10 protein-coding genes are annotated in these 18,216 nt (G+C 38.9%); all 10 read right to left on the bottom strand.

Annotated features, from left to right (window positions below; translation table 11 throughout):
* Positions 1 to 5 precede the first annotated feature (5 nt).
* The gene (locus tag EDF66_RS13070) at positions 6 to 3,344 is read right to left on the bottom strand and encodes a TonB-dependent receptor (RefSeq protein ID WP_165902440.1); all 3,339 of its coding nucleotides are present in this window, start codon (positions 3,342 to 3,344) and stop codon (positions 6 to 8) included.
* Between the two features lie 180 nt (positions 3,345 to 3,524).
* Positions 3,525 to 4,685 (bottom strand): FecR family protein, encoded by a 1,161-nt coding sequence (locus tag EDF66_RS13065; RefSeq protein WP_132843147.1) that lies wholly within the window; start codon positions 4,683 to 4,685, stop codon positions 3,525 to 3,527.
* Between the two features lie 190 nt (positions 4,686 to 4,875).
* Positions 4,876 to 5,481: an RNA polymerase sigma-70 factor gene (locus tag EDF66_RS13060; RefSeq protein WP_132843145.1), complete on the bottom strand. Its 606-nt coding sequence runs from the start codon at positions 5,479 to 5,481 to the stop codon at positions 4,876 to 4,878.
* Positions 5,482 to 5,944: 463 nt separating this feature from the next.
* Complete coding sequence (locus EDF66_RS13055; RefSeq protein ID WP_165902439.1) at positions 5,945 to 8,113, bottom strand: IPT/TIG domain-containing protein; 2,169 nt, start codon at positions 8,111 to 8,113, stop codon at positions 5,945 to 5,947.
* Between the two features lie 121 nt (positions 8,114 to 8,234).
* Positions 8,235 to 11,549 carry a carboxypeptidase regulatory-like domain-containing protein gene (locus EDF66_RS13050; protein ID WP_243656045.1) on the bottom strand — a complete coding sequence of 1,105 codons (3,315 nt, stop codon included), beginning with the start codon at positions 11,547 to 11,549 and terminating at the stop codon, positions 8,235 to 8,237.
* Positions 11,550 to 11,580: 31 nt separating this feature from the next.
* Complete coding sequence (locus EDF66_RS13045; protein ID WP_132843142.1) at positions 11,581 to 12,579, bottom strand: fasciclin domain-containing protein; 999 nt, start codon at positions 12,577 to 12,579, stop codon at positions 11,581 to 11,583.
* Between the two features lie 106 nt (positions 12,580 to 12,685).
* The gene (locus EDF66_RS13040) at positions 12,686 to 14,017 is read right to left on the bottom strand and encodes a fasciclin domain-containing protein (RefSeq protein WP_165902438.1); all 1,332 of its coding nucleotides are present in this window, start codon (positions 14,015 to 14,017) and stop codon (positions 12,686 to 12,688) included.
* Between the two features lie 32 nt (positions 14,018 to 14,049).
* Positions 14,050 to 15,138, bottom strand: a complete 1,089-nt coding sequence (locus tag EDF66_RS13035) for a fasciclin domain-containing protein (protein ID WP_132843138.1) — start codon at positions 15,136 to 15,138, stop codon at positions 14,050 to 14,052.
* 23 nt (positions 15,139 to 15,161) lie between these two features.
* Positions 15,162 to 16,367 carry a hypothetical protein gene (locus tag EDF66_RS13030; RefSeq protein WP_132843137.1) on the bottom strand — a complete coding sequence of 402 codons (1,206 nt, stop codon included), beginning with the start codon at positions 16,365 to 16,367 and terminating at the stop codon, positions 15,162 to 15,164.
* 50 nt (positions 16,368 to 16,417) lie between these two features.
* A complete protein-coding gene (locus tag EDF66_RS13025; RefSeq protein WP_132843135.1) occupies positions 16,418 to 18,214 on the bottom strand; it encodes a DUF4397 domain-containing protein in 1,797 nt (598 codons plus the stop codon).
* Positions 18,215 to 18,216 lie beyond the last annotated feature (2 nt).

The raw sequence follows: 18,216 nt of genomic DNA, 5'->3' as shown, positions 1-18,216 counted from the left end.
GATGATTACAGTGTTAAGTTTAGACCTGCAGAAATTGTTTTTAAAGATGGATAAGCTGATCTCTGTGACGGAGCTTCAGGATCAAAATCTTTCAATCTTTTATCACCGCGAATAGTAAAAGGATTATTGCTCGATACATAAACTCTTAAACCTTTAATCTTAGCTTTGTCCAATATATGCTTAGGAATCGTATAACCCAAAGTGATTGCCTTTATTCTTAAATATGAGGCATCAAATAACCAGAAATTAGACATTCCAAAGTTTTGGGTATCGTTAGTTAGTCTTGGATAAGAAGCATTTGGATTGGGATTATCCACAGTCCATCTGTCCAAAACGTAATTTTTAACGCCCGCACCATTAAAAAAGGCCTGCGAAGCCTCTTGCTCTAAATAAACTTTTACATTATTTACTCCTTGAGCCAACACACTCAGATCAAAACCTTTATAACTTGACGAAAGATTTAAGCCATAAGTAAAATAAGGAACATCATTACCATTGATAACGCGGTCGTCACCATCTATCACCTTATTTCCATCTTGATCTTTGTACTTAATATCGCCTGGTTTTGGATTATTAGCTTGTTTTGCATGTCCATCAATATCGGCCTGATCAACGAATAGTCCTTCAGCTTGCCACATGTAAAACGAACCAACTGGTTGACCAATTCGGTTGATATAATAACCGTTTGGAGCAGTTTCATTTGCACCACCCAAATCCGTTACTTTATTCCATATTTTACTGACATTTCCGCCTATTGAATAATTAAAATCACTTATTTTCCCATTGTAATTTAAGGAAAGTTCAAATCCATTATTTTTAACAGCTCCCAGATTTACAGATGGCGATTCTCCGTCCCCTAGCCCAGACTCTGCTGTAATATTTGGATCGTCCAATAAAATATCTTTCGTTATGCGACTAAAAACATCTAATTGTAAAGTAAGTGATCGAAACAATGTCGCGTCTAAACCAGCATTATAAGTGGTTAATTTTTCCCAACTTAATAAGGGATTAGCGAGCTTACCTGGTGTTACACCATCTTGTTTTGATTGATCTAAAATTACTGTACTACCTGCATTTAATCCATCATAAAAATCGTAATCCCCTACATTGTTAATATTTCCTAATTTACCGGCCGACAAACGTAACTTCAATTCATTGACAGCACCAAGATCTTTCATAAAATCTTCCTGCGACAAGCGCCATGCTACCGATGCTGAAGGATACCATGCTGAACGGTGACCAGGAGCAAATCTAGAAGAAGCATCATTTCTTGCACTCGCTTCAAGTAGATATTTGTCAGCGTAAGAATAGTTTAAACGCGCAAATACAGAAGCCAACGCACTTTCTCCAACACCTGCCACACCATCGTTTAAATCACTGGTAACGGTAGTATTTGCTGGAAGTGTAGAACCTGCATTGATAGCGTTAAGATCATTATTTGGAAAACCTTTACGAACCACCCTTACTGTCCTTTTTTGAAGCTTTTCATATGAGGCACCCGCCAATACTTTAAAGTAATGCTGGTCCATATTTTTTTCATAGCTGGCTGTAGTCTGAGCTAATAAATTTGACGTACTTTGCCATGCTTCAGTCAATTGATTTGTTAATACAGCAGTACTAGTTAATGGTTTATTCGTGATGAAGCCTATAACAGGATCTATCGTATTGATAAAAGAACTATTGAAGTAATTATATGCATTGTATGAAAATAACCCGGAAATATCCAATCCTTCAACTGGTGTATATGTTCCGTTCAAATTCCCGATAAAACGATTGGTATTATAATTTGTTCTCCCCCCTTCTTTTAGTAAACGTAATGGGTTTTGACCAGCTATTGTTGCGTTTTCTTTTCCAGCAGTCACACTACCCCATTCGCCATTACTTTGCTGTGCTACCGATAATGGAATTGATCTACCAACACCAGTAAAACCGATCTCCATATTATCATTGTTATACCCATCTCTTATATAGGATAAATTACTCCCCACTTTAAACTTATCGCTCACTTGAGTTTCGGTATTGGATCTCAACGAATAACGTTTCAAATCTTTACCAGGAATCAGAGAATTCTGTCCAAAATAGGCGCCACTTAAATAATACTTCGTTTTTTCACCCCCAGACACACTCAACTGATGTTCCATCATCGGTGCGCGTTTACGTAAAATTAAAGAGTACCAGTCGGTGTTAGGATATAGATCTGGATTGGATTGACTCTTTATTGCCTCTAGAGCTGTCGCATCATAAAGCGGTGTTCTACCTAAATTAGTCTCTGCTTCATTACGTAAAATAGCATAATCATAACCATTCGTATAATCTGGTAAGTATGTTGCCGATTGGCTTCCGAAATAAGCATTGTAACTTATAGTCGGTGTACCATTACCTTTTTTAGTTGTCACCAAAATAACGCCATTTGCAGCTCTGGCACCGTAAATCGATGAGGACGAAGCATCTTTCAATATAGAAATACCAGCAACATCATTTGGATTGATGCGTGCAAAATCATTTTGGGTTACAACCACACCATCAACCACAAATAAAGGAGATGATGAACCTAAATTTGCACGTCCTCTAACATTGATGCTTCCCAAGTCATTTCCTAAATCGCCAGGAGACGACTTAATAGCTACCCCTGGTACAGTACCTTGTAGTGCATTTGTTAACGAAGTTACGGGTCTATTAATGATGGTTTTGGTATTCACAGTATTCACAGCTCCAGAAAGATTCACTTTCTTTTGCGTACCATACGCCACCACGACCACGTCCTCTAAGGTATTCACTAAAGGAGCTAAAGTAATTCTTACGTTAGCTGAGGCTCTTACTTCTGTAGTTTGATAACCTATATAAGAAATAACCAAAATAGCCCCATCGGTCACACCTGCTAATTTAAAATTTCCGGATTCATCAGTTGAAGTCCCCAGTTCCTTGCCTTTTACTTTAATACTGGCACCAGGAACCCCTTTTCCTGTTTCATCTAAAATCGTTCCGCTGACCTCCATCACCTGATTTATAGCTGTACTTAATTCGGACTTAGCGTTTGAAACCATATTTTTAGGTCGCTCTTTAATGACTATTGTATTGGTTTCTATAGCATAAGTTATAGGTTGATTTTTAAAAATGGATATCAGTACATCTTCCAAAGGCACATTTTTAACATCAATCGTTACTGGATTTGTTTTTTTTAAAGTGCTTCCAGACACCAAAAAATCATATCCACTTTGTTTACTAACCTGAATAAATACTTTTGACAAAGGTTCGTTTTTAACAGATAGTGAAATTTTTTGCGCAAATGAAGCTGCGTGAAGTTGCATTATACTAGCAACTAATAGAAAAGTAGCTAACTTCATAATTAATAACATTTTACAGACATACCTCCATAGTATGCCCATCTTTTGAGTATAAATTTTATACATTTGATTACTGGTTTATAAGTGAATTGATCATAATTTTTTGCCTTGATCCAGTCCGGCCAGATGTGTTACAGCACACTGGCCATTTTTTTAGATCACTGCGATAGCTGCTTTATGTTATTGTCTAACCATAATCCTCCTCCCTTCAAAAGTTAAGTGAACTGATTTTGAATTCTGTACAATTTGAAGTACTTGATTTAGATTTCGATCGCGCGAAATACGACCGGTAAAAGATTCTTTACTCATTGGTCCGACAAACTCAACATCTACGTCATACCAACGTGAAATCTGTTTCATAATCGTATATATGTCCGCATCCACAAACTGAAAATAACCATTCTTCCAAGCGCTAATTTCATCCGTATCTACTTTTCCAACTTTGATTCCATTATTACTAACGCGAGCTTGATCTCCAGGTCTAAGAACATGGTTAAATTCGCCCATTGAAATCGCTACTGATCCCTCGACCAACGTTGTCCGTATTACATCCTCATTATTATAGCTATTCACATTAAAGTGTGTTCCTAAAACTTGAATCAGCTGATCCCCGGTTTTTACTTTGAAAGGCTTAGAAGCATCATGTGCAACCTCAAAATAAACTTCACCGCTGATGGATACTTCACGGGTTTTATCAGAAAATGATGTTGGATAAGTAATCGATGATGCGGCATTTAACCATACTTTAGTACCATCTGCTAATTTTAATCTATATGTTGCACCTCGAGGCGTACGCATGGTATTTGTCCTATAAGGAGATTTAACCTGATTTACGTTGCGATCCTTATAGATCACTTCATTTTCAGCATTGATATGAATAAATGAATTTCCTTCTGCGGCAATCTGCCCCTTAGGAGATGCTTCTAGGTCTATCTCTTCTCCATCGGATAGTGTTAATATCGCTCTGTTCTTTCCTGGGGCTAAATCGGGGATTTGATTACTAATAGTAACGATATTAGCAGTTCGGTCTGTTTTTAATAAAAAATAAACTCCAAAACTAAGCATGATTAAAACAGCTGCAGCTGCGCCTAAATTATTGCGATTAAAAATCCAATGATACCTCGTTTTCTTATCAAATTCTAGCTTATCTTCAATACGATGATAAATACGATTTTTTAATTCGGCATTGTTATTTGCAAAATCTTCAGGAATATAAAAGTCTTTTTCCGCTTGTAGACGATACCAATCATCGAACTCCTGTTGCTCTAAAGTATTTATATTACCCTTTTTAATTTTACTAGCGAGCTCCTCAATACGTTTTCTTAGCTGCTTTTTATTCATTGGATTCTGACTTTAGGTTTATACTAATAGTCAGTAAAAACTGATTATATACCTAGTCCTTTTAAAAAAAAATAATAAAAATAAATAAAAACTACCATCAGACTGAAAAACAATCACTTACAGAATCAAAACCAGAATAGCTAATTTTTATTAAAAAGTTTGTTTTCCTTAAAAACGATGAGTAGATAGGTTAAAAAAGACGATGTATACATCCGCCTACTATAAAAGCAATAGATGAAGCACTCATTTTGTCTCCAAGGTCTTTGATTGCCTTAGTTAAATGGTTATTGACAGTTTTTGTAGATATATTTAGTTCTGCAGCAATTTCTTTATGTGTTTTTAAATCTTCTCGGCTCATCTTAAAAACCAAACGACACTTTTCAGGTAATTCTGCAATAGCGTTTTCAAGCTTAGCAAAAAGCTCCTTTTCAAGTAAAAGTGTTTCTGCAGAAGGTGAATAAATATCATTTTCTATTAGATCCACATTTTGAGTACGTTTTCTCTTATGGAATGCACTATCGAGAATATTTATTACGCGATATTTAACAGCCACAGCGAGATACGTATATAAGGAATATTTTAATTTTAACGTTTCTCGACGATTCCATAAACTACAAAAGATATCCTGAACGCACTCCTCTGCTTCTTCTTTAGAATTGAGCGCATTAGCCGCTAAAAGAAATATTTTCTCCCAGTATCGGTTATATAATTCAGAAAAAGCAACACGATCTTCCTTAACCCGAATTAAATCAATTAGGGTTTCATCCGTCCAAGTTGCTGAAGCATATTTTGTCATTTTACCATTAAAAGATTAAGTAAATTTATAACATTATTGTGACATTATTATTAAAGGGCTAATAGATAATATTATTATTAATTTATACTTTCTGCTTGTAATTTGCAATAATACTGCATTTTAAGCATGATTTTTTAATATACTCACTATTTTCTATTCATCAGAAATATTAGTCTATGCATAGTTCAATATTTAAATGCATGTCTTTCACAATTTTTCTTCAAAAAAACCTTTTAACAATGTCACTATAATCTAGCATTATTGAGATTATACAGCTATTACTCGTGTTTACTAAAAATTGAGATTATTTAATTGGATCTAAAACAGCATCTAAATTTATTTAAAAATTCCAAAAAGAAACAAACCTGAATTTTAACAAATAGCTCTTGAACAAAAAAGATCCTACTAGCTGACCTGATAATCAGCTAGTAGGATCTTTTTATTATTTACTATACTATTATTCCTATTTTAAGAAAATCTTACGGATTGCCTTATTGTCCGGATCCAAGATATAAATATTACCATCCTTGTCAATTGCCATATCGGCCATGGCACCAAAGCGAGACTCCAGTAATGTTCCATTTATATATCCACGATTATTCGCTTTGAAAATTGTAGATACCCTTCTAGTCGCCATATCAATCTCTCTTAAACCATAATTAAAATTATCTGTTGCAAACATGGTCTTACCTTCAAAAAGGACAACGCTACTTATTCCTTGAAAACGTGCTGCACTTCCAATACCATCAACATAACCTGCGTCTGAAAATCCGACCCATGCATTCATAATTATACCATCAACACCTCTTCGCATCAAACCATTACCGCTTATTGCGTTCTGATCTGGATAGTAGTAGTTTCCTAGAGCATCCGCAACTGTTCTGGTTGTCACCCAACCTGGACCATTAATTTTAGTATAATTTCCGGTTGGATTAACCTTATTGACCCCCGCGGCAAATCCATTGATATTGACATACAGATTTCCAGCATCGTCAATACTCATATGTCCTGGCGCAAAGCCCGATGTATGGACTGAACGTTGACCAGCCGATGTAATCTTGATTACCTGATCCGTCCCTTGATCGCTCACATAAATAGTATTCTGCTTATCGATTACGATACCGTAAGGTTTAACAAAAACCGCATCTGCTCCGTTAACCTGCAAAATGGAAACAGTACCGGAAGATGTAATCTTTTTCACTTGTTTATTATTCGTATCGGTTACATAAATATTACCTTGCTGATCGGTCGCAATAGCAGACATATATCCAGCAAAGGTATTACTGCTTGGTCCTCCAGCCAAAGTCATCACACCCGCTCTTTTAAACAATTGCGGGGCAAGCGCTTCCTGTGCACCGACAACAACTTTAACATTTCCGGTACTTAATCCCAAAGGTGCTTCGAGTACTAAACTATTCTCCGTTGCTGTTTTTACCATCGCTAATACGCCATTAAAATATACTTTATTTTCAGATGCAGTAGTACTAAAACCCGTACCTTTAATCGTCACACTCGTACCGGTCAGACCGTTGTCTGGTGTCATTGCAATAATCCCCAGATTTTGATCTTTAAACTGCGGGCCATTACTCACTTGATCATTTACCACAACGCGAATAACGCCTGATCCGGTACCTCCTGGAACTGTTAGTTTCAGTTCCGTTTCATTAGCTGAGGTCAACGGTATCAATATATTATTGATATATACTTGGTTTTCATCTAGCTCTTTACTAAATAAAGATCCACTAATCGTCATTTGTGCCCCCTTTGGACCACTTAGCGGTGTTACAGTTTGAATAACAGGTTTATCCACAACGGTAAAAGATGGACCTATTGTTTTTTGGTTATTGATATTAACCGATAAAGGACCTGTTGTTACTCCATCTGGAACCTTTACGACCAAACGCTCTGGGGCAGATTCAACGACAACGGCTTTCTTACCATTAAATTCAACAATATTATTGGTAGTCAGTTGCTCAAAACCTTCTCCTGAGATCACTACACGTGTATCTTTCCCTCCTGTCAAAGGTTTGATACCCTTTATTGCCTGATAAGTGAAGGTTTGTCCTTTTGCATTCATCCCATCCACTTTAACAACTACAGATCCAGAACCAGCCTCATTGGGCACTTCTGCTACGATCAGCGTATCACTAATGCTGACGACCAAAGCCTTTTTTTCATTAATAAAGACTTCCGCCGGATTACTGACACTTCCAAATCCGGTACCTCCAATGCGTATTTGAGAACCAGCAGGACCATTTGCAGGAAATACTTGCCGAACACTTAAATCTTGATAGGTATATGTACCCACATCCATGATCTGGTTATTATAGCTCAACACCAATTTACCAGTATTCCCACCAGTGGGCATACGAACCACTATAGCTGTTGCAGTCGCACTGATCACAGTGGCATCTTTACCATTTACTGTTGCTTTATACGCTTCAAGTGTTGTACCAAATCCCTCTCCTGCGATGGTGACAAGCGTCCCCTCTTTTCCTGAATTCGGATAATACTCCGTTATTTTCACTGCTGTCTCAGGAAGTATACCTTCCTTCTTTTCACAACCTGCAAAACCTGCAAGTATCAAAATAAAAAGGATGATACCGAGGCTATATTTTGTCCATATTTTCATGACTTTCATTTTTTATTTAATCATATGGAATATCCATATACTATCTTTTTTCATTATTATCCTCCTCACCGTTCAGGTCATTACCGTCATTAGGAGTTAAAATCCCATAAACTGCAAGAACCTAAAATGTATACCGAACCCCTAATTGCATCTGTGCCCTTGAATTGAAATAATCAATACTGTAGGTTTCCCCAGGCTCATTGAACGTAAATACCGGCCAGTTTCCATTATTTTGCTGTGGCGGAAACAATGTCGGGGTCAAACCCACACTACTTGTCGAATTGAACGTATTAGGAGAAAAATACTGTACCCCCCACTTTTTATACAGCAGATTTGTCACATTGACTACGTCAGCAGAAATTGTAATAAATTGACCTTTTTTACTGTTTACAGGCAAATCGTGTGCAATGCGAAGATCTGCTTGCACATTCCAAGGTGTACGTCCCATATTACGCTCCGTAAAATTCCCCCTTCTACTGCTCAGATAAGCATTGCCATCGATGTACCTGTTAAATGCTTCAGCCTGTTGTAGTGCAGTATTTCCACTAGGAATATCTTTAAAATAACCGATTGCTTCCTCAGGATTCGGTAGATATACCAAACTAACCTGTTGTGGCAATCCTTGAATACTGTTGTTGACAATTCCGTAAGTAAATGGAGAGCCCGACTGTGCGCTGACAAACAAAGTGATGTTTGTTTTTCCAGCACTTCGCCAATATTGATCGTAACTGATACTTGAAACAATACGATGGCGAATATCAAAATTACTATAGGCCAACTTTGGATTATTTGGTATAAGCGATTGGTTCAGTTGCCAGTTTGATTCCATTGAATTACGGACACCATTACTCAAATCCTTTGATTCTCCGTACGTATAACTCGCAGTTCCATTAAAATTCTTCATTCGTTTGCTGATCGTTCCTGTAATGCTATAGCGGTATCCTTGATCGGTATTGCTCAACAAATAAATATTCGAAAAACGATCGTCAACCGATCCCTTATATACCGGCTGTTGCTTATGAACATCATAACCATAATAAAGTGGATTATCATGTACATTTAGCTGTTGAAAGAGCACATCACTGATATTTTTCGTGTACATACCTTCCACAGTAAACTTCCAGTTGTTCATTGTTTCATAATCAATACCCAAACTACCACGCAACACCTGTGGCAATGTAAAACCATTATCCACCAGATCAACTTGCGTTTTCCCACTCCTTGGATCATTTACTACAGCCCCATTTGCAGCTATAAAATCAGCCAATCCATTTGGGCTTGGTTTAATCGCATCACTGCCCGGAACAAAAGGTTTCTGATCTGCACGCTGATCAAAAGCACCATAACTGTCACCTGTATTATAATAAGCATATGCCAACCATGCAAAGGGAATACGTCCTGTAAAAAGTCCTGCTCCACCGCGTAATACTAAACTTTGATCTTCCAGCACTTCCCAACGGAATCCCACACGGGGTGACAGCTGTACGCGATTAAGAAAATCATTTGAAATCCGAGACAAAGGCGTGTAATTATAAGTTGTTCCAAAATACGGATCGGACTGTATATGACGAACCTTATCACTAAGTACAGGCATATCTGGCAACTGCGTAAAATCGGCACGTAAACCCGGTGTAACACGAAAATGATCACTTACCCTGATCTCATCCTGTACATACAGACTGTACATATTGATTCCAAAATCTGCGGCTGGATTATCTAGAATATAATCCCGCGTATTGTTCTTGTAGTTGTAACTACCACGTACGCGATAAGGATTATTATTTAAAAAATCGTCAATACTATTATAATCTACACGTCCATTCCAAGCATTAACAAAACCATAGCGAATACGGTAAAGCTCGTTATGCGTACCAAAAAGGAGTTTATGCCGGCCAAGGTTCCAGTTCAGGTTTGCCGTTAGTTCCCATGTCCGCTGTTGCATATCAAAAATACTCGCTTCACGGTCAGTTCCGAGATAAATTGTCGTACCTGGAGTGCGCCCCTGAATCTGTACTTGAGGAAGCGTAGGGTCACTCAACGGATCTCGTCTGTCGTTTACTACTGTAAAACCCAATACCGCATTACCAGAAAGATTATTACTAAAGCGGCTTTTCAATTCTGCTACTGTACTACTCTGATTATTCGTTTGCTTAAACGCCATACTTGAAAAGCGGAAATCCTGTTGATCGCGGTCCATATGGGTAGCACTACTAAAAATAGTATTATTACGAATGGCCAATTGATGCCTATCATTAATATTCCAGTCGATACGGTTAAAGAACTTGGTCGATTTTGACCAGTTTGTGTACTTTCCTGCTGTACCTGCATCAAATACATCTCCATAGCGGCTACCCACTGCTGTAGCAATCGATTTCACATCATCCTCACTCAGAATATGGGCTGTCTCGGTAGTACCTGCATACAGTTGTGTAGGATCTTGACGACGGGTTATCTCTTCATTACTAAAGAAGAAAAGTTTATCTTTTATAATTGGAAAACCAATTCTAAATCCGGACTGGTAGTCATAAAAATCATTATCCATCTTGCCTAAACCACCAACCCGATCTTTTCCTGTCAACGTAGCATTGCGTCCATATCCATATACTGAGCCCTCGATCTTATTGGTACCGCTTCGGGTTACGGCATTGACCGAACCTCCTGTGAAATTACCGATTTTTACATCATAAGGTGCCAAATACACCTGCATATCTTGAATGGCATCAATTGAAATCGGGTTGGTACGCGTACTGCTTCCAGCCATGCCCGAAGTCCCTGTCTGTCCACCTAAAGAAGGAGAGAAACCGATCGCATCGTTATTGACTGCCCCATCTACAGTGACGTTATTATACCTAAAATTAGTTCCTCCAAAACTATTGTCTCTACTGCCCTGAGGTGTCAGGCGGGTCACATCTGTAATCGAACGACTCACTGTAGGCATATTGCGAACCTGCTCAGCACTGATATTGCGTCCTGCGCCATACGTATCAACACGTTGTCGCTGTAGACGACCAGTTACAGCAACTTCTGCTAATGCCTGATTGCCTTCCTGCAATTGTAAATTGAGTTCCTGTGCGGCACCAAGACGGACTTGAATATCCGAACGTGTATCACTTTGCATCCCGATCATACTCACCGTCACCGTATAGGGTCCTCCAATACGGAGATTGTTTAACGTGTAGCGACCATCTCTATCCGTAGCAAGTGAGTAGCGTGTTCCCGAAGGCGTATGCACTGCCAAAATCGAAGCTCCAGCAACAGCATGACCACCAATATTTTGAACACGCCCTGTTAAAGCACCTGATGTTTCCTGTCCGAAAACACATGTACCCATTAAAAAGAAGAAGCACAATAAGGCTGCTTTTATTTTTATCCACCAAAGCATATCTTTCCCTAAAAACGGACCAGATCTTGGCTTCATATTGATATAACTATTCATTTTTAATTTCTTTTAGCTAATCCTAATTTGATTATTGAGTAATCCGCAAACCACCATCGATCACATGTAATACCCCGTTTCCACTTAACATATCCTGTTTCAGTAATTTGATATCTACAGTATTCCCTATCCCACGTAAGCTAATCCCTTGGAAAGATGCTGGAGCATTTGGATTTGGCACCAGCTTTATGGTGATACTGTTACCATCCATCATACCCTGTTGTGCCATATTTGAAGTGCCAGTACTGAGAATATAATCGTATACGAAACGTCTGTCCTTCACAATATGGTAAAGCAAAAAACTTCGAAGCTTAACAGGATCTGACAACTGGATTTGCTGCACCGTACTATATCCCAAAGCCTGCATCGCTGCATTATCTGGAGCAAAAACCGTATAAGGACCAGCACCGCTTATGGTCTGTAAAACTCCCGAACTCTTTAATGCTTGAGCAAATAAAGTAATGTTGGGATCGGCGGCTATAGCACTCCCGATCAAATCGTGTACATAAGGTGTCAGAACACGATCTAAAACCTGAATCAATCCATTGGACGCGGCAATGTTTTGGGCCAATACACGTGATCCGCTGAGGGTCAACACCGTATCTCTTCCTTTTATCCAATGCGTTGCATACATCTTTCCACCCCGAGTCCGCAATTCCTGATTAAACAAAAAAGGAAGTTTATTCAACTCATATTTCCCGTCCAATGTATGATAATTGGCAATTCTGCTGATCATTTTCGTATTCCCAGCCAAAACTGCGACCGGACCGTTATAGCCAGCTGTTGAAAAGGCGGCATCTGAAGGGGCCAATAAAGTATAGGGGCCTTCACCATGCTGTACAACCTTATCCATACCGCTTTTACGTAAAACAGCACTAAAACTGGACAGATTAAAGTTGTCGGCTATGACCAAATTGACTCTATTATTGTCATGACTATTGAGTACCTCGTCCTTTTTACAGGAGGTAATCAAAAAAGTTGCAAAAAGCAGTATCACTAATTGCTTATAATATCTTAGCTGTAGTTTCATCTATCAATCATTAATCAGAGCTTGCAAGCTCATTTTATTATTCAGCGTTCATCTAAAATCGTATCGATATGCTCTTATATTTGAGGTTCTATTCGATTTTAAGCGTCTACTTTAGTTTAAATCCCTTAGGCAACAGCAAATTGTTCACAACATGTATCGGCCCATTGAGGGTATTGATATCTGTATCGATGATCTGTGCAGGAGGTTGACCACTTTCTTTTATCGTCATAAATAACTGTTCTTTGGAGGCCGTAAAAGCAAAAGGATTTTTGTACGCATATTGAACCTGCGCAGTTCCACCGATGTTGACATAATAGTCTTGCAAAAAATCTTCCGTTAAATCATTACTAAAAAACACGGTACTATTAGCGTATGCTAACCCATATGCAGGATCCTTAATCGCAAAAAAGCGTCCCCAATCACGGTGATAGTTAATGACACTATCCAATGGGTACCCCCCTGTAGGTTGGTACGTCCACTCATCAAAATGTACATTGCCACGTATTTCATTGAATTGAAGCATTTCTGCTACAGATTTAAAACCAGCGTTCCTAAATGCTGCGTCTGTAGGCGCAAACCAAGTCGAAATAATGATGTTGGGATCAGCATAATCGGGATTAGGTGTTGGCCCAATTAACCATTTTTTTGTATAGGGCTCACGTGCATCAGGAAAATTCTGCCAATATTCTTCATGTGACATTTTATAGCCAAATAAAGGCTCCATTTGAGTCACCATCGTTTCTGCAAAACTTTCATCAGAAAGACGTTGTAATTCGAGAAACATGGTAAAACGACCATCCTGCTCCAATGCTTCCAAAACCGTTTTTGTAGGTTTATAAACCGTTTGCTCCAAAAAATAAACGGCACCATTGCGTGCTGGTTGATAGTTAATTTTACCTACTTTCTTTCCATTGATCAGTAACTGGTCATCACGTATAGCCAAGTAATGTTTATAATAGTACAGATCATATCGCTGTCCAATACCAACACCACCTTCGTAAAAAGAAACTCGTAAACCAGGATTCATTAGCATACTTTTTACAGGTAAACTGTTTCCTCGAAGTTGGTCTTTCGATATGGAACCCAACACCGTATAAAAAAGCATCAGACTATCTACATCCGCCTTTGGCATCTGCGCCAGCTTTGCCTCAGTAAGACCAGCAGCAGCCAGCGCCGCGTTGCTAGGAACAAATACGGTATAGTTTGTATTCAGCCCTTTTTCCTTTATTTTCTCGTCCATACTGCTCTTTTTCCAAGCCGTATAAAATAATGTTGCACCTGTAGATTTCCCTAATAATTCCGTAACAGTCTCGTTCGCATCTGGTTTATAGGGTACCTGTTCGCCCTCAGCGGCAGGCATAAACTCTGTTTTTTTACAGGCGGCAAATAGCAGCATGATGAGCAAGCCCATAGATGCCAGCTTATATATTGTATTCATTTGTTGCGTTTTCATCAGCATAATTTGTCATATTATTTAATAGCCTGCTCTGGTTTTACCAAACCCCGATCAAGGTCATGCACCACACCATTACGACATAGATAATCCATCTTTGCTCTTATTCCATAGGACACTTCGGCAATAACTGGGGCCATGACGGTATGATCTGCACGTAAGCGCAAGAAGTAACTCAATACAAAACTGGGATATGCTTCCGCTCCAGAAAAGCTCATCTCATGCGGATTATTTTTTAAGTTATATTTATACATACCGCTGGAATTGATCACAGATAAAACTTTAGAATCGGACACAAAAAAGTGTTTATTATAAAGAATATAAGCACCAAAAAGAACATCAGCGCGGTAATTGTCTGGACTTAATGTCCGCAGTGATTCCGATGTAATCCCTACTTCTGCTAAAGCTTCATTGGTAGGTGCAAATAGGGTGAAGGGACCACCAGTTGCCAATTGATCCCATAATCCAAACTTTTTAAGTCCACTTACAAATACACTGTAAACAGGACGTTCCGCCAACCATCCTTGGATATGTGTATCAAAATGCGGTTTCATCATTTTATCTAAAACATACAGCACACCATTGGATAAAATCACATCCTTCCGGGTTGCTTTTGCTCCGCTAAAAAAAAGTTCATTGGCAGGTGTACCCCCGTTTGGTCCTACCGAACCAAGTGAAGCATATAGCTCCGTTCCAGCTAGCGTGGCATAGCGTACATCAACTCCATTCGAGGGAATATCCCGTAACAACATACGGCGCGGAAGAATATGGTATTGGATCACCTTTTTTAAACTGTCTAGATCCATCTTATCAAAATCAGAAGGTCTAAATATTCCCAATTCATTAAATGCGTCATCAGTAGGAACCAAAACAGTATAAGGTCCCTTTTCATTTAACGTTTCCGTCAAACCAACTTTTTCGAGTGCGGCACTGAATAAGGTCATTTCGTAATTATTCTTGATAAAATCCGATGCAGGACGTAGGTTCTCATTCGGTACAACCACTGTTAAATCGGGATGTTCACAAGAGAAAAGGAAAAATGAAAGTATAAACAGCACATACTGCTGTACCTTATTCCACCACTTATCGATTATTTTATAGTTCATATTTAAAATCTCCTATCTAACTGTTAGTAAATTGGTGGGGCGTATTTTCGTTGAATAGTGGTTAGATAAATCCGGCCATTTACAACTTCCAACGTGTTTACTGTTGCAAATGTCTGTGGGTTATGGGTGCCGGAATGTACGTTAACCAAAAGATTCGGCAGTTGTGTACCATTGTCAGATCCGCCCAAGAATACTTTTCCGTTCTTCAGACAATTTACCGAAGCCCAATTACCTCCGGTAGCGATCTCACCAGAGAAAAAAGGATTATTGGTGATATCCATACCCGGTGAAAAGAAATCAAACCGTTGCCAGATATCCGTTTGAATACCATTACTTTTACTGCTCGCCCAGAGCGGAAAACTCATATAAGGACTTACTGTAGCGCTGGTACTATTACGGGTCAATCGTGTTAAAAATTTACCTTTATAACCGGTTACTGTAGGCGATTGAAGAATAGGATTATCCTGACTCTCATAAAGCGAAAGAAAAATATTCATTTCGTCTTTGATGCCATTTTTAAAACTCCGCAATACATAATCATCATCTTTCAAACTCAGATCTGCATCTACGAAACCTTTGGCACTCATGTTATAGAAATTGACATATACCAACGAATCAGAAAGCGGTAACTTATGAAAATTCTCTTGGCGCAAGAGTAATCCATGCGCTTTGGTTACAAAATCTTTTTGTAGCAAATGCAAGGTATACACCTCTTTACTTGTAAGATTGATCACCGTATCGATTAAAATATCGGTCTGTAGATGGCTTTCTAATTCAAAAAATGGAATGGTATTCTTTGGTCTATAGGCGAAAACGATGCGCAGTTCTCCTGATGGAACTTGAGCCCAGCTGCTTAAATCAAATCCATTTAAGATAGGACCTACCAACACATTTTCCTTTCCTGGATATTCAGGATTGTCCACTGTTGTGCTATTTCCGATATGTGATGGATAAGGCGGAGCATACGCTGCTCTCTTGTCCAAAAAATCACCTACAATCTCGGCGCCGGTTATTGCACCGCTTGCACTAAACTTAGGATTGATCAACATACAGAAGTAAGGAACTTTATCATCTTTACTCCCTAAAGTCTGGATATAGTTGAGGTTATTGAAAACCCGTAGATAGGCAGGTTCTGCGATGGCTGTATATTCGACCTTAGCACAACCTGTAAATAGCGAAACACACAGCAGCAACACCCCTAAGTAAATCGTTAATCGTTGATTTTTCATGTAAATATTATTTAAAATAATGATCAGTCCAGAAAATCTGTACCTCCCCATTATCGAGTATGTTTAACTAAAATCATTCTTGCTTTATCTGACGGAGTCACATCTTTAGAACTCTTGCCAATAAGAGCAACTGTATATACGCCCGCTTCTTGTACAGGGGCAGGCTGTCCTGGTTTCTCATAGAGTTTTTTATTGGCGATAAAAGCTTCATGTGTCAATACGGCGATATCATTTGCCCAAGTGCCAGGAACGACATCTGGTGTAGAACGGTACACCATAAATTCAAAAGGATTATAGATCGTTCGATATCCGATATATGGTCTTTCCATCTTCGGAATTCCAGGCTGTAGATTTTCTACCGCGTCACGATTATCTAATGCCATAGCGGGAGACTGTCCATTTCCTGCTGTGAAAGTCACATATGGATTTCCAATAGATAAGTTTAAAAAGCGTTTGGGAAAATAAAATTGGTATTGCAAATGGGCAAAACTGGCATCATCCTGAGCTCCCGTATACACAGAGCCACTTAAATCATTCGCAACAAGTAGCAGTTTTGCCTTACCATCCTGTCCGGGATAAAGCCAAATGGTATAATTTTGTGCAGGTTGCAACGCCTGTTCTACAGATGCCAATACCTTGCCTGACATATCCAGGGCTTCTATAACATGTGTTCCTTGAATCAGATTTAGATAATTACCCGCCTGACCAAAAGTCAAAGCATCTGCGAGAATTTTACCATCAATTCGAAAACGAACGGACTGTCCAGCTAGTGCATTAGCCGCTTGAATACGAAAATAAGTGCGGTTGGCTGGAGCTGTTACATCGCTAAGCACCTGAAAAGCATTCTGGTAATAAGATGACGTGTTGTCGACTTCGTCTACATGATAATTAAATTCTCTTGGAGCAACAACTATCGTATACACACCTCCTGGCTGATAGGTTGCGACGGGAGCATAATGCAGATTGCTGTTGCTGGAATGGCTGATCGCAATTGTTGAAGTCGACGGATGAAGGACGGTGTATTCATAAGTATCTGCTCCTACAGCTGGAATTTGTCTTCCGTCTTGTAGCAATAACCTAAACTGATAAGTACCATAAGGCAATTCAATGTAAGGAGAACTGACCGTACTTACGTTTATATTATTCGTTTTTGAATGAACAAGAGTACCGTCTGCGTAAGCCAGAGATACTGCGCCAGTAAGATCTTCTTGCATACCCAACAAGCCCATGGTGTGATGTTTAATATTTCCTCCAAGATTCACAATCCGAATTTTAAAATGATCTGGTTTTGAAGGAGAGGAAACTGCGCGTGGTACCGATACGATATCCGGTTGGCCATCCATAAAAATAGTGGGCATCAGGAAATAATCCATGGGTTTATTATAATCGTTTGGTGCCTGAAAAGTAATATCTGGATATAAATTCCCCTGATAACTTCTTGCGCCCAACGTAAGCTTTACCTGATCCTGCTGGTTAAAAAGATCTTGCGGAATTACCCAACTTTTACCCAATCGTCCGTCTACAGGAAAATAGGGTGTACCGGGATATTGGTCGGCATCTGGAGCGTCTGGACGACGCACGATAAAATTGGTTAAACTATCTTTTCCCGAAATAACCTGATTATATCCTGCTATGTTTACAATACGGACATTTGATCGTTCACGGTTTTCCGTTACCGCCCGATTGTCCACCCCCATTTCAATTTTTTCTTTTTTACAGGAAGTGAATAAGAAAGACAGCACTATAATTGCCACATAAGTAAGGTAGTTATCGACTAAGCGAAACCAGTAAGCAGGCATCGCATTATAGCATCTGTATTTCTTGAAGTTTATTTGTTGATATCGCATGA

The organism is Sphingobacterium sp. JUb20, assembly GCF_004342035.1.
Taxonomy (GTDB): Bacteria; Bacteroidota; Bacteroidia; order Sphingobacteriales; family Sphingobacteriaceae; genus Sphingobacterium; species Sphingobacterium anhuiense.
The sequence above is the reverse complement of the archived record's forward strand: the minus strand, read 5'-3'. Positions and strand labels throughout refer to the sequence as shown.

Coding starts and splice junctions, on each gene's coding strand:
- EDF66_RS13070 (WP_165902440.1), bottom strand. CDS start 3,344: ATGAAGTTAGCTACTTTTCTATTAGTTGCTAGTATAATGCAACTTCAC.
- EDF66_RS13065 (WP_132843147.1), bottom strand. CDS start 4,685: ATGAATAAAAAGCAGCTAAGAAAACGTATTGAGGAGCTCGCTAGTAAA.
- EDF66_RS13060 (WP_132843145.1), bottom strand. CDS start 5,481: ATGACAAAATATGCTTCAGCAACTTGGACGGATGAAACCCTAATTGAT.
- EDF66_RS13055 (WP_165902439.1), bottom strand. CDS start 8,113: ATGAAAATATGGACAAAATATAGCCTCGGTATCATCCTTTTTATTTTG.
- EDF66_RS13050 (WP_243656045.1), bottom strand. CDS start 11,549: ATGAATAGTTATATCAATATGAAGCCAAGATCTGGTCCGTTTTTAGGG.
- EDF66_RS13045 (WP_132843142.1), bottom strand. CDS start 12,579: ATGAAACTACAGCTAAGATATTATAAGCAATTAGTGATACTGCTTTTT.
- EDF66_RS13040 (WP_165902438.1), bottom strand. CDS start 14,017: ATGAATACAATATATAAGCTGGCATCTATGGGCTTGCTCATCATGCTG.
- EDF66_RS13035 (WP_132843138.1), bottom strand. CDS start 15,138: ATGAACTATAAAATAATCGATAAGTGGTGGAATAAGGTACAGCAGTAT.
- EDF66_RS13030 (WP_132843137.1), bottom strand. CDS start 16,367: ATGAAAAATCAACGATTAACGATTTACTTAGGGGTGTTGCTGCTGTGT.
- EDF66_RS13025 (WP_132843135.1), bottom strand. CDS start 18,214: ATGCGATATCAACAAATAAACTTCAAGAAATACAGATGCTATAATGCG.